Genomic DNA, 12,080 nt, shown 5'->3' on the forward strand with positions numbered 1-12,080 from the left:
GTCGCGCGCCTGGAAGGTGGTGTAGGTCACCGGCGGGCGCTTGGCGTCGCGTTCGATCTTGGTGAACAGCAGGTCGGCGTAGGTGTCGCCTTGCGGCGCGTGCAACACGTAGTGCACGTCGCGCATGGCGGTGGCGATGCGCATGGCGCCCACGTGCGGCGGGCCTTCGTAGGTCCAGAGCGTCAGTTGCATGGCACGGCCTCCGGCTGGGTTCCCGCGGCCACCGCGGTGGCACTGGCGACAGCACCAGCCAGCCGCCCGCGGCGCACCAGCGGGCGGGCGAACAGCTCGGCCAGATCGGGGGCCTGTTCGTAACCCTGGATGGGGGTGAACACCAGCTCGATGGCCCACTTGGTGGTCAGGCCTTCGGCTTCGAGCGGATTCGCCAGCCCCAGGCCGCAGACCACGATGTCGGGCCGGGCGGCGCGGCAGCGGTCCAGCTGTTTTTCCACGTCCTGGCCTTCGCTCAGGAAGGTGCCCTCGGGCAGCAGCGCCAGCTCTTCGGCCATGTGGCTGCGGTGCAGATACGGCGTGCCGACCTCGGCCAGTGACATGCCGAGTTCGCGCGACAGGAAGCGGGCCAGCGGGATTTCGAGCTGCGAGTCGGGGAAGAAAAAGATGCGCTGGCCGGCCAGCTGGCTGCGCTGGCGGGCCAGCGCGGCGGCGGCGCGTTCGCGGGCCGGGGCGGTCACGCGGGCAAACGTGTCGGCGCTGACGCCAAAGGCGCTGGCCGCCGCCTGCAGCCAGGCGGTGGTGCCCTCGACGCCGAGCGGAAACGGTGAGGCCAGGCGCTGCGCGCCGCGCGCTTCAAGCGCCAGCGCGGTGTCGGCCAGAAAGGGCTGGGCCAGCAGAAAGCGGGTGTTCGGCCCGACCGGCGGCAGCTGGGTCGCCTGGCGCGGCGGGAAGAAGCGCACCGGGCCGATGCCCAGTTGCTGGAACAGGCGGGCGAACTGGTCTTCCACCACGTCGGCCAAGGTGCCGACCACCATCAGCTCGGCCGGGGCACCTTCGGCCGGAGCCGGCAGGCTGGGCACCAGCGAGGCCAGACAAGCGTCTTCGCCCTGGGTGAAGGTGGTTTCGATGCCACTGCCCGAGTAGTTCAGCACCCGCACGCCGGGGTTGAAACGCGTCGACAGCCGCTGCGCAGCACGCGACAGGTCCAGCTTGATCACTTCCGACGGGCAGGACCCCACCAGGAACAGCAGCTTGATCTCGGGCCGGCGCTCGATCAGGCGCGTGACCACTCGGTCCAGTTCGTCGTTGCAATCGGCCAGACCGGCCAGATCGCGCTCGTCGATGATGGCCGTGGCGAAACGCGGCTCGGCAAAGATCATGACGCCGGCCGCGCTCTGGATCAGGTGCGCGCAGGTGCGGGAGCCGACCACGAGGAAAAACGCGTCCTGGATCTTGCGGTGCAGCCAGATGATGCCGGTCAGGCCGCAGAACACCTCGCGCTGGCCACGTTCCTTGAGCACCGGGGCGTCGGCGCAGCCGCGAGAAGCCGGCTGGATCGGAATCATGGTGCTCATGCCGCCACTCCGGTGGGCGCCATGGCGTGCTGCCCCTGCAGCCTGGCCATGCGCAGCTTGTAGATGAACTGGCCAGCGTTGACAAGGTAGGTGGCGTAAGCGGCGAGCGCCAGCAGCATCAGACCGCGCGCATCGAACCAGCCGTTGAAGAGCGCCAGCAGGTAGGCGGTGTGCAGCGCCAGCACGGCCATGCTGAACACGTCTTCCCAGAAAAAGGCCGGGGCGAACAGGTACTGGCCGAACACGACCTTTTCCCAGACGCAGCCGGTGACCATGATGGTGTAGAGCGTCAGCGTCTTGACCACGACCGACACCGTCGCGGCCTGCTCACCCTCGCCGTTGAACAGGAAACGCAGCACCAGGCCCAGGCTGACCAGAAACACCAGAAACTGCACAGGCGCCAGCACGCCCTGCACCAGCGTCCACACCGTCGCATCACGCCGCTGGCGCTCTTCGGGGGTGTAGAGAGGGCTGCCGGGGCTCGGCGGCCGGGTGGTCTCGGGAAGCATCTGACGGGTCTCCTGATCGTTCTGGGTCCCAATTTAGGGCTTCGCGGTGAAAGTGTCAACTTAACTTGACGTACATTTTTATTGACAATAAATAACCGATGGATAAAGTGGCATCTCAGCCGATCAGAAATGTTTTGACGGCCAGGTGTGTCAGCGATACAAACGCGGGGTTGCCGTACAAGCCCAGGTCACACAAATAGGCGAGCCGGCAATCTGGAAAAGCACCTACGCATAACATTCGAACGGCGTACGAAAGCACCGGCAAAGCACCGTGGCCCCTGCGTGAATCGGCACAAGCGCATCAGCGCGAGGAGACATGGATGGGCTCATATTCAAGGCAGAGGTCTCCGCAGGAGGCCGAGGCATCTGCCGCTCGCTATTCAGAAGATTGGTCGCCCGAGTCGGCGCCGGCGGGGTTTCCACCCGGTATTGAAGACCTGCTCAGAACGTCCACCCCCATCCCCGCCAACGAAGATGGCCTGCGTGCCGTTTTGCTGGCCAAGGCGGTCGAGTACGAAATCATCCCGCGCCTGATGCTGGCCCACCGGGTGCCGGAAGAATGCGCAGCCCATCCCCTGACCGCCAACCAGCGGGTCACACCAGAAGACGTGGCCGTGTTTGCCGAACTGGTGCTGCACGAAGACGATTTCGCCGTGCGCGATTGCGTGATCGCCCTGCGCGACCGCGGCGTGCCCATCGAAGCGATCTTTCTCGACCTGCTCTCGCCGGTGGCGCGCCACCTGGGCGAGATGTGGGAGCGCGACCTGTGCACCTTCACCGAAGTGACCGTCGGCCTGGGCCGTTTGCAAAAGGTACTGCGGGAAAACAGTGCCGCGTTCGGCCAGTTCACCGCGTCGGGCCAGAGCGAACAGGGGCGCCGCATCCTCCTCATGCCCTGCCCGGGCGAGCAGCACACCTTCGGGCTGTCCCTCGTCGCCGAGCTGTTCCACCGCGCCGGCTGGGACGTGGTCACCTGCTTCCTGGCCACCGACGCGGCGGCCGTGATGGTCAAAAAAGACTGGTACGACGTGGTGGGGTTTTCGCTCGGCAGCGAAACAGGGGTCGAGCGTTTGCGGGCGGCCATGGCGCTGGTGCGCCAGGTCAGCCAGAACCCCCGCGTCTCTATAATCGCCGGCGGGCCCATTTTTCTGTTACACCCCGAGTACGGGGAACAAATCCGGGCAGATGCCGTCATCACAGACGGCGCAAAAGCCCCTTCCCAGGCCGAAAAGCTGGTGGCCGACAGCCGTTTGCGCTCCTGACAACCCCGGACCGGCCTCTTTGAAGCCGCTCGCGCTCAACCACCAAGAAGGCACCGATGACCCAGGGAACCCAAGCGATGGTGAAGGGGCAGTTTCTGAACCCCGCACCCCTGCTCGCCAACATGGGCGGGGATGCCATCGCTGACCTGATCACCGCCGCGGCCGACGTGGTGCTCATCCTGGATCAGGACGGGATCATCCGCGACATGGCCGTCGGCAGCGAAGACATGCTTGACAGCGGTTGCCAGCACTGGCTGGGCAAAGCCTGGTTGCAGACCGTCACGCAGGAAAGCCAGCCCAAGGTCCTCGCTCTGCTCAACACCCAGGGTGCGCTCACCAGCGACGGCGTGCGCTGGCGCCAGGTGAACCAGTTGCTGTCCGACGGCATCGATTTGCCGATCGCCTACTCGGTAGCCCCCATCCGTAGCTCAGGAGGGACCCGCAGCGTGGCCTTTGGCCGCGATCTCCGGCCCGAGGTGGTGCTCCAGCAGCGCCTGGTGAACGCCCAGCAGACCATGGAGCGCGACTACTGGCGCCTGCGCCAGATCGAGACCCGCTACCGGTTGTTGTTCCAGATGGCGTCCGAGCCGGTGCTGATTCTGGATGGCGGTCTCGACAAGCTCGAAGAAGCCAACCCGGCGGCCTACGAACTGCTGGGCGAAGCGGCCCGCCAGAGCGGCTGGACGTTGGCCGACAGCCTGCACCCCGACAGCCTGCCCGACGTTCGGGACATGCTGGAGCGTTTGCGCGCCACCGGTCGATCGGATCCCCGCCAGGTGCGGCTGATCGGCAGCAACGAACCGCTGTTCATCGCCGCCACACAATTCCGCCAGGACAACCGCCTCCTGTTCCTGGTTCGCCTGACGCGGCCGGAAGCGGCCGAACTCAACATGCCCGCCGGGCGGCAGCAACTCATGCACGTCATGGAGTCGGCCCCCGATGCGCTGGTCGTGACCGACCTGGAGGGTCGCATCCTCAGTGTGAACCGCGCCTTCCTGGACATGGGTCAGCTCAGCAACGAAGAGCAGGCCCGGGGCGAGATGCTCGACAAATGGCTGGGCCGCTCCGGTGTGGATTTCCGGGTGCTCCTGTCCAACCTGCGCCAGCACGGCACGGTGCGGCTGTTCGCCACCCAATTGCGTGGCGAATTCGGCTCCACGTCCGAGGTCGAGATCTCTGCCGTGTCGGTCGAAGGCGGCGCGCACCCTTGCCTGGGTTTCACCATCCGCGACATGGGTCGGCGCCTGAGCAACGATGCGCGCTCCAACAAAGAGCTGCCGCGTTCGGCCAGTCAGATGACCGAGTTGGTCGGGCGCCTGCCGCTCAAAGACATCGTGCGGGAAACCACCGACCTGATCGAGCAGCTGTGCATCGAAGCGGCCCTGGAGCTGACCGGCGACAACCGCGCTTCGGCCGCCGAAATGCTGGGCCTGTCCCGCCAGAGCCTTTACATCAAGCTGCGCCGCTTCGGCATCATCGAAGGGGCCAGTGACGACGTGCACTGAGGCTTGCCGCCAACAGCCCATGGCGCAACCGCATCGCTTGTCCAAAGAGCCCTTCTAGGGCTCTTTGGCTTTTGGGGCCGGGTCAAATCCGCTGCAGGCGAAGGCCCGACATCGCCATGTGTCATTTTTAATTGACACACCCCTGTGTACGGCGTACAACCCATTCCATGGAACGCCCTGCCCTATCGGCCGTCACCGAGCTGTTCAAGCCCATCACCTGGTTTCCGCCCATGTGGGCGTTTGCCTGTGGTGTCATCGCCTCGGGCGCGTCGCTACAAGACCGCTGGTGGATGGCCATCGTCGGCATCGCCCTGGCCGGGCCGCTGGTTTGCGCCACCAGCCAGGCGGTGAACGACTGGTTTGACCGCCACGTCGACGCGATCAACGAGCCTCAGCGCCCCATTCCCTCGGGCCGCATGCCCGGCCAGTGGGGGTTTTACCTCGCCATCGGCTGGACCGGTGTCTCCTTGATGGTGGCCTTGGCCCTGGGCCCCTGGGGCTTTGGCGCGGCGGCCGTCGGGCTGCTGCTGGCCTGGGCCTACAGCGCACGGCCCGTGCGCCTGAAGGAAAACGGCTGGTGGGGCAACGCGGCCTGCGGGATCAGCTACGAGGGCATTGCCTGGGTCACAGGCGCGGCCGTCATGGCCGGCGGCGCCATGCCCGGCGGCGAATCGCTGGCGCTGGCCGCGCTCTACAGCGCGGGCACGCACGGCATCATGACCCTCAACGATTTCAAGGCCGTGGCCGGTGACCGCCTGATGGGCGTGCGCTCGCTGCCGGTGCAGCTCGGCGTAGACCGCGCCGCGCGCGTGGCCTGCTGGTTCATGCTCTTGCCACAGGTGGCGGTGATCGGCCTGCTGCTGGTCTGGAACCAGCCGGCGCATGCCGCGGGGGTGGCGGCGCTGCTGGCGGGGCAGGCGGTGCTGATGCGCCGCTTCCTGGCCGATCCGACCGCCCGGGCGCTCTGGTACAGCGGATTCGGGGTGCCGCTGTTCGTGGCCGGCATGATGGTCAGCGCCTTTGCCTTGCGAGGTATGAATTGACCCCCCCCGCGCGGCTTCGCGTCACCCCCCGGGAGGCGGCACTGGCCGTCCGGCGAAGCCGGCCCGGCGGTGTCCCTGGCTTAGACCACTTCTGTTGTAACGAAGGGCGCTTCGGCGCCGCAGGGCAATTGATATGAAGCCGTTTGGATGGCTCAGCGTGGCCCGGCTCGGGCTGGTGCAGGCATCGCTGGGGGCCATCGTGGTGCTGACCACGTCCACGCTTAACCGCGTGATGGTGGTGGAACTGGCGCTGCCCGCCCTGCTGCCGGGCATCCTGGTAGCACTGCACTACCTGGTGCAGATGGCCCGTCCGCGCATGGGCCATGGTTCGGACGTCGGCGGGCGCCGCACGCCGTGGATCATCGGCGGCATGGCGGTGCTGGGCATCGGCGGCGTGGTGGCTGCACTGGCCACTGTCTGGATGGCGACCCACCGGCCGGCCGGCATCGCACTGGCGGTCGTCGGCTTCGCCTTGGTCGGCCTGGGCGTGAGCGCCAGCGGCACGTCCTTGCTGGTGATGCTGGCCAAGCGGGTGCCCGATGCGCGCAAGGGCGGCGCCGCGACCCTGGTCTGGATGATGATGATCACGGGCTTCGCCATCACGGCCGGGCTGGCGGGCAAATTCCTCGACCCGTACTCGCCCGAGCGGCTGTTGCTGGTGTCGTCCACCGTGTCCTTGCTGGCCTTCGCGGTCACGTTGCTGGCCATGCGCGGACTCGAAGGACGGGTCGCCGCCCCCTCGGCAGCCCCGGTCGTCACCGTCAAGCCCAGCTTCCAGCAGGCCCTGTCCGATGTCTGGCGGGAGCCGGTGGCCCGGCGCTTCACGATTTTCGTGTTCGTGTCCATGCTCGCCTACAGCGCGCAGGACCTGATCCTCGAACCCTTTGCGGGCACGGTGTTCGGCTACAGCCCGGGCGCCTCGACCCAGCTCTCGGGCATCCAGCACGGCGGTGTGCTGCTGGGCATGCTGCTGGTGGCGGCATCGGGTGCTCTGGCAGCGCGGTGGAAAGCCCTGCACTGGCTTGGTTCGCTGCGTGGCTGGACGATCGGCGGCTGCATCGCATCGGCCCTGGCCTTGCTCGGTCTGGTGGCAGCGGGCATGGGTGGTCACGGCGAAACGCTCAAGGCCACGGTGTTCGCGCTGGGCGCGGCCAACGGCGCGTTCTCCATCGGCGCGATCGGCTCCATGATGCGCCTGGCCAGCGAAGGGCGCTGCTCGCGCGAGGGCGTGCGCATGGGCCTGTGGGGCGCCGCGCAGGCCATCGCCTTTGGCCTGGGTGGCCTCGTTGGCACCGGTGCCAGCGACCTGGCCCGCCACCTGATTGCCGCTCCCGGCACGGCGTACGCGTTTGTGTTCGCGCTTGAAGCCTTGGCTTTCGTCGCCTCGGCCCTGCTGGCCTGGCGCATCTCGACACCCCCACCCCAGCCGGCGACGGCTGTGTCCACCCGTGCCGATGGCCCTGCCATGGGAGCACCCACCCGGCTGAGCGCATGAACAACGACGACATTTTTGATGTGGTGGTGGTGGGCGGCGGCCCGGCCGGCGCCACCGCGGCACACGAACTCGCGCGCCGGGGACGCTCGGTCCTGCTGCTGGACCGAGCCGGACGCATCAAACCCTGCGGCGGCGCCATCCCGCCCCGGCTGATCAAGGACTTCGAGATCCCCGACGAACTGCTGGTGGCCAAAGCGCGCTGCGCCCGCATGATCGCGCCGTCGAACCACCGGGTCGATATCCCGATCGACAACGGCTTTGTCGGCATGGTAGACCGCGACCGCTTCGACGAATGGCTGCGACAGCGTGCCGCCAGCGCCGGCGCCGTGCGGCGCAGCGGGCAGTTTGTGTCACTGGAACGCGAGGCCGACGGGCTGGCGGTGGTGAACTACACCGTGCGCGATCGCAACCCCGGCGGCGAAGGCCTGCCCGCCCGGGTGCGCGCGCGCTGCATTGTGGGTGCCGACGGTGCGCGCTCCGAGGTCGCGCGCCAAGGCGGCGTGCCCGGCGCCCACCGCACACGGTATGTGTTCGCGTACCACGAGATCCTGCGCGCCCCCCCGGTGTCCGAACGGAGTGCAGACTACGACGAAAGCCGCTGCGATGTGTACTACCAGGGGCGCTTTTCACCCGACTTCTACGGCTGGGTGTTCCCCCACGGTGACACCCTGAGCGTGGGCACCGGCAGTGCCGACAAAGGCTTTTCGCTGCGCGGATCGGTGCAACGCATGCGCCAGGCCAGCGGTCTGGCCGGTGCCGAAACGCTGCGTCGCGAAGGGGCGCCCATCCCCATGAAGCCCCTGCCCCGCTGGGACAACGGGCGCGACGTGGTGCTCGCGGGTGACGCGGCCGGCGTGGTGGCGCCCGCCTCTGGCGAAGGCATTTACTACGCCATGGTGGGTGGACAGCTGGCGGCCGAGGCGGCGCACGAGATGCTCGCCACCGGCCAGGTGAAGGCCCTGCGGATGGCTCGCCAGCGCTTCATGAAACTGCACGGCACGGTGTTCTGGGTGCTGGGCGTGATGCAGTGGTTCTGGTACGGCAACGAAAAGCGGCGAGAGCGTTTCGTCAAGATCTGCGAAGACCGGGACGTGCAGCAACTCACCTTCGAGTCCTACATGCACAAGCGACTCGCCCGCAAAAAGCCCATGGCGCACGTGCGCATCTTCCTCAAAGACGTGGGGCATCTGCTCGGCCTGGCGCGGGTATGAGCGCGATGGCGCTTTCACCACTGGGCGTCTGAGGGATGGACGTGTCGTCGTTGTGGAACAGCGCCAGCCTGGTGGACGCTGCCATCGCGATCACGCTGGTTGAGTGGCTGGCGTTGGCCGCTTACCACCGTGCCACGGGGCGGGGCCTGCCACCCGAGGCCTACGCGCTGAACCTGCTCTCAGGCCTGTGCCTGATGCTGGCCCTGCGGAGCGCTTTGCAGGGCCAGGCTTGGTTTTGGGGCGCGGGGTGCCTGGCCGCATCGGGTCTGGCACACCTCACCTACCTTCGACGGCGCTGGCAGCGCCAGCGCGAGACCGATCAGGCCTTCTTGGAGTAGGCGCTGCACCAGCCGTTGGACGACACGGCCTTGCCCGGGAAAATGCCGCACGGGCCGGAGGCAGCGTCGGCCTTGCCCGAGTACAGCGCGCAGTTGGCGCACTTCTGAGCGGCCGTGTGCTTGGGAAACTTCTTGGCATCGACCTTGGTGGTGTCGGCGGCATAACCCATCGCCATCGGCTGGGCATCCTTCTCGTTCACCATGGGCACTGTCTGGGCCTGGGCGGCACCAACAGCGATCAGGCTCGAACCTGCAGCGACTTGCAACATGAATACGCGACGGGTGGAATTTTTCATGGTTCTCTCGTGGGTTGTTTGCACAATGGCTCCGCCAGATTACGCCGACTGACTGAAGCCAGACTTAAGTTTCGCCAAGACACGTCAGCGCAGTCGGGTATGCCACAAACGGCACAAGGTGGGGGGTCTGTGGCGGCTGCGTACACTTGCCCCAAAAACCGATGCCCATGAGCCCGCAAGACTACGTTCAGCAAAAGGCCGCCGCCTCTGGCAGCAGCTTCTATTACGCCTTCCTGTTTCTTCCCGCCGAACGCCGTGCCGCCATCACGGCTTTTTACGCCTTCTGCCGCGAGGTGGACGATGTGGTGGACGAGACCAGCGATCTCGGTGTGGCACAGACCAAGCTGGCCTGGTGGCGGCGGGAGGTGGCGCAGGCCTACGCGGGCGAACAGAGCCACCCGGTGATGCAGGCGCTGATGCCCCACACCGGGGCCTTTGGCATCGAAGCCAGGCACCTGCTGGCGGTGATCGACGGTTGCCAGATGGACCTGGACCAGAGCCGCTACCTGGACTTCGCCAATCTGCAGCAGTATTGCCACCTGGTGGCTGGCGTGGTGGGTGAAGTGGCGGCGCGCATCTTCGGCCAGACCTTGCCGCAGACCACGGAATACGCCCACCGGCTGGGGCTGGCCTTCCAGCTCACCAACATCGTGCGCGATGTGGGCGAAGACGCGGCGCGCGGCCGCATCTACCTGCCGGTCAACGAACTGCAGCGCTTTGACGTCAAGGCGCACGAACTGGTCAAGCGCGGCGCCGCGCCGGGCATGGACAAGGCCGACTTTGAGCGCCGGTTCCTGGAACTGATGCGCTTCCAGTGCGAACGCGCGCTGGGCCTGTACGACGAAGCCCTGGCGCTGCTGCCCGAAGCCGACCGCCGCGCGCAAAAACCCGGCCTGATGATGGCCAGCATCTACCGCACCCTGCTGCGCGAGATACAGGCCGAGCCGCTGCTTGTGCTGACCCAGCGCGTGAGCCTGACGCCACTGCGCAAGTTCTGGCTGGCCTGGAAGGTGCAAGCCCTCGGCAGGCTGTGAACATGGCCCCCACGCTCCACCGCTGCGCGTCTCTCAGCCCCCCGAGGGTGCTGATTCGCCTTGGGTCGGCCCGGCGGAGAAACACAACCCCCACGCTGCGCCGCTGCGCGGGTCGCTGCCGCCCGAGGGGGCTGGGCCTGCCTTGGGGCGGCCCGGCGGCTGGCCCGTTGCCACTCGCCCTTCGCGACGGTAAGGATGGCCTGCCATGAGAGTCGGCATCGTCGGGGGCGGCTGGGCTGGCATGGCGGCGGCGGTGACCGCGGCCGAAGCCGGGGCCGATGTGACCGTGTTCGAGGCCAGCCGCGTGCTGGGCGGCCGGGCGCGGGCCTTGCCCGTGCCGCTGCCCGACGGCCGCACGCTTGCGCTGGACAACGGCCAGCACATACTGATCGGCGCCTACCACCAGACGCTGGCCCTGATGCAGACCCTGGGCGTGGACCCGGCCACGGCGCTGCTGCGCCTGCCACTGGGCCTGCCCCACCCCGATGGCAGTGGCCTGGTGACGCCGCCCTGGGCCGCGCACTGGCCCCCGCCGCTGGACGCGCTGGCCGCCATCGCCACCGCGCGTGGCTGGACCTGGGGCGACCGGCTGGCGCTGCTGCGCGCCGCGCTGGGCTGGCGCCTCACAGGCTTCGCGGCACGCCCCGGCCAGACCGTGGCCGCGCTGTGCGCCGACCTGCCGGCGCGGGTCGTGGACGAACTGATTGAGCCGCTGTGCGTGTCGGCCCTGAACACACCGGGCGACCAGGCCAGTGCACAGATTTTTCTGAACGTGATGCGCGACGCGCTGTTCGGCCAAGGGCACCCCGGCATGGGCCCGGCCCACCTGCTGCTGCCGCGCACCGACCTGTCGGCGCTGATGCCGCAGGCCGCCGCGCGCTGGCTGCGCTCGCACCACGGGGGCCACAGCCGCGTGAGGCTGGGCGCACGGGTGGGTGCGCTGCAGTGCCGCCCCGGTGGCTGGCTGCTGCTGGGCGTGGAAGATGGCCAGGTGTTTGAAACCGCGTTTGACCATATCGTCTGGTCCACCGCCGCGGGACCCGCCGCCCAGGTGATGAACCAGACCGCCGCCCTGGCGCGCGAAACGCGCGACGATGAAACGGCGAAGGCGCTGAGCGACTGGGCACGGGTGGCCGCCGCCCTGCCCCACACCGCCATCACCACCGTGTACGCACTGGCCACGGGGCAGCGCCTGAAGGCGCCCATGCTGGCCCTGCACAGCAGTGCCGAGGCGCCGGCCCAGTTCGCTTTTGACCGCGGCCAGCTGCACCCCGATGACCCGGCCGCGCAGGGCGTGATGGCCTTCGTGGTCAGCGCCAGCGAGGGCGAACGGGAAGCCGTGCAGGCCGCGGTGTTGCGCCAGGCGGCCGCCCAGCTGGGGCTGCGCGGACTGCGCCCGCTCAAGACGGTGGTGGAAAAACGCGCCACCTTTGCCTGCACGCCGGGCCTGCAGCGTCCGCCGGCCGCCATCGCCCACGGCCTGTGGGCTGCGGGCGACTACGTCGAAGGACCCTACCCCGCCACGCTTGAAGGCGCGGTGCGCAGCGGCATCGCGGCGGCGAGCCGGTGACCACCGGGCTGGCGCTGCGCCCGCGGGCGCTGGGCCGCCCCCTGCGAATCAGCCCAGCGCCTTGGCCGCGTGCTGCGCCGGGCGCGCCATGCAGCGGTTGATCCAGTCGTGCGTGAGCGGGTGGTCGCGCATCAGATCCTGCGCGGGGCGCGCCCAGTTGAGCACAGCGGCCACGCACAGGTCGGCAATGGTGAAGCGATCGGCCGCCAGGTGCGCCTGGCCGGCAGCCTGCTGCGCCTCCAGGTGCTGCTCGATCACGCGCAGCGGCACGGCCAGGCGCCGCTCGGC

The 12,080-nt window shown here is 68.2% G+C and carries 13 protein-coding genes; 8 read left to right on the forward strand and 5 right to left on the reverse strand.

The genetic code is table 11. The features are described from left to right. From ACR2JA_RS03735 to bchF, 3 genes are all read right to left on the reverse strand, one after another. Positions 1-192 (reverse strand): nitrogenase component 1 (locus ACR2JA_RS03735; protein ID WP_434007778.1); only part of this gene is annotated, 192 nt, incomplete at its 3' end. Beyond that, positions 183-1,529, reverse strand: a complete 1,347-nt coding sequence (locus ACR2JA_RS03740) for a ferredoxin:protochlorophyllide reductase (ATP-dependent) subunit N (protein WP_434007779.1) — start codon at positions 1,527-1,529, stop codon at positions 183-185. The genes ACR2JA_RS03740 and ACR2JA_RS03735, both read right to left, overlap by 10 nt. Further along, entirely contained in the window at positions 1,526-2,038 is a 513-nt protein-coding gene (gene bchF, locus ACR2JA_RS03745) for a 2-vinyl bacteriochlorophyllide hydratase (protein WP_434007780.1), read from the reverse strand. The genes ACR2JA_RS03740 and bchF overlap by 4 nt, the downstream gene beginning before the upstream one ends. A 320-nt stretch (positions 2,039-2,358) precedes the next feature. On the opposite strand from bchF, the gene ACR2JA_RS03750 reads away from it, so the two are divergent. From ACR2JA_RS03750 to ACR2JA_RS03775, 6 genes are all read left to right on the forward strand, one after another. Continuing rightward, the gene (locus tag ACR2JA_RS03750) at positions 2,359-3,300 is read left to right on the forward strand and encodes a cobalamin B12-binding domain-containing protein (RefSeq protein WP_434007781.1); all 942 of its coding nucleotides are present in this window, start codon (positions 2,359-2,361) and stop codon (positions 3,298-3,300) included. 56 nt (positions 3,301-3,356) lie between these two features. After that, positions 3,357-4,805: a transcriptional regulator PpsR gene (ppsR, locus tag ACR2JA_RS03755; protein ID WP_434007782.1), complete on the forward strand. Its 1,449-nt coding sequence runs from the start codon at positions 3,357-3,359 to the stop codon at positions 4,803-4,805. 167 nt (positions 4,806-4,972) lie between these two features. Beyond that, positions 4,973-5,848 (forward strand): chlorophyll synthase ChlG, encoded by an 876-nt coding sequence (chlG, locus tag ACR2JA_RS03760; RefSeq protein WP_434007783.1) that lies wholly within the window; start codon positions 4,973-4,975, stop codon positions 5,846-5,848. A 133-nt stretch (positions 5,849-5,981) separates the two neighbouring features. Next, positions 5,982-7,343: a BCD family MFS transporter gene (locus tag ACR2JA_RS03765; RefSeq protein WP_434007784.1), complete on the forward strand. Its 1,362-nt coding sequence runs from the start codon at positions 5,982-5,984 to the stop codon at positions 7,341-7,343. After that, complete coding sequence (locus tag ACR2JA_RS03770; RefSeq protein WP_434007785.1) at positions 7,340-8,554, forward strand: geranylgeranyl diphosphate reductase; 1,215 nt, start codon at positions 7,340-7,342, stop codon at positions 8,552-8,554. Before ACR2JA_RS03765 ends, ACR2JA_RS03770 begins: the two co-directional genes overlap by 4 nt. A gap of 41 nt (positions 8,555-8,595) precedes the next feature. Beyond that, positions 8,596-8,892, forward strand: coding sequence for a hypothetical protein (locus ACR2JA_RS03775; protein WP_434007786.1), 297 nt, complete (start codon positions 8,596-8,598; stop codon positions 8,890-8,892). Here the strand turns inward: ACR2JA_RS03775 and ACR2JA_RS03780 are convergent. After that, positions 8,874-9,188 (reverse strand): high-potential iron-sulfur protein, encoded by a 315-nt coding sequence (locus ACR2JA_RS03780; protein ID WP_434007787.1) that lies wholly within the window; start codon positions 9,186-9,188, stop codon positions 8,874-8,876. The two genes, ACR2JA_RS03775 and ACR2JA_RS03780, sit on opposite strands and share 19 nt — an antisense overlap. A gap of 167 nt (positions 9,189-9,355) precedes the next feature. Between ACR2JA_RS03780 and hpnD the strand changes: the two genes are divergently transcribed. Then, positions 9,356-10,222, forward strand: coding sequence for a presqualene diphosphate synthase HpnD (gene hpnD / locus ACR2JA_RS03785; protein WP_434007788.1), 867 nt, complete (start codon positions 9,356-9,358; stop codon positions 10,220-10,222). Positions 10,223-10,427: 205 nt separating this feature from the next. Beyond that, entirely contained in the window at positions 10,428-11,792 is a 1,365-nt protein-coding gene (gene hpnE / locus ACR2JA_RS03790; RefSeq protein ID WP_434007789.1) for a hydroxysqualene dehydroxylase HpnE, read from the forward strand. Between the two features lie 48 nt (positions 11,793-11,840). On the opposite strand, the gene ACR2JA_RS03795 is transcribed toward hpnE, so the two are convergent. After that, a partial coding sequence (locus tag ACR2JA_RS03795) for a glutathione binding-like protein (RefSeq protein ID WP_434007790.1) occupies positions 11,841-12,080 on the reverse strand: 240 nt, incomplete at its 5' end.

Source organism: Hydrogenophaga sp., assembly GCF_051007235.1.
Classification (GTDB): domain Bacteria; phylum Pseudomonadota; class Gammaproteobacteria; order Burkholderiales; family Burkholderiaceae_C; genus Hydrogenophaga.

What these genes read in the sequence shown, in the direction of transcription:
- ACR2JA_RS03740 (WP_434007779.1), bottom strand. Translation starts at nt 1,529, where the DNA reads ATGAGCACCATGATTCCGATCCAGCCGGCTTCTCGCGGCTGCGCCGAC.
- bchF (WP_434007780.1), bottom strand. Translation starts at nt 2,038, where the DNA reads ATGCTTCCCGAGACCACCCGGCCGCCGAGCCCCGGCAGCCCTCTCTAC.
- ACR2JA_RS03750 (WP_434007781.1), top strand. Translation starts at nt 2,359, where the DNA reads ATGGGCTCATATTCAAGGCAGAGGTCTCCGCAGGAGGCCGAGGCATCT.
- ppsR (WP_434007782.1), top strand. Translation starts at nt 3,357, where the DNA reads ATGACCCAGGGAACCCAAGCGATGGTGAAGGGGCAGTTTCTGAACCCC.
- chlG (WP_434007783.1), top strand. Translation starts at nt 4,973, where the DNA reads ATGGAACGCCCTGCCCTATCGGCCGTCACCGAGCTGTTCAAGCCCATC.
- ACR2JA_RS03765 (WP_434007784.1), top strand. Translation starts at nt 5,982, where the DNA reads ATGAAGCCGTTTGGATGGCTCAGCGTGGCCCGGCTCGGGCTGGTGCAG.
- ACR2JA_RS03770 (WP_434007785.1), top strand. Translation starts at nt 7,340, where the DNA reads ATGAACAACGACGACATTTTTGATGTGGTGGTGGTGGGCGGCGGCCCG.
- ACR2JA_RS03780 (WP_434007787.1), bottom strand. Translation starts at nt 9,188, where the DNA reads ATGAAAAATTCCACCCGTCGCGTATTCATGTTGCAAGTCGCTGCAGGT.
- hpnD (WP_434007788.1), top strand. Translation starts at nt 9,356, where the DNA reads ATGAGCCCGCAAGACTACGTTCAGCAAAAGGCCGCCGCCTCTGGCAGC.
- hpnE (WP_434007789.1), top strand. Translation starts at nt 10,428, where the DNA reads ATGAGAGTCGGCATCGTCGGGGGCGGCTGGGCTGGCATGGCGGCGGCG.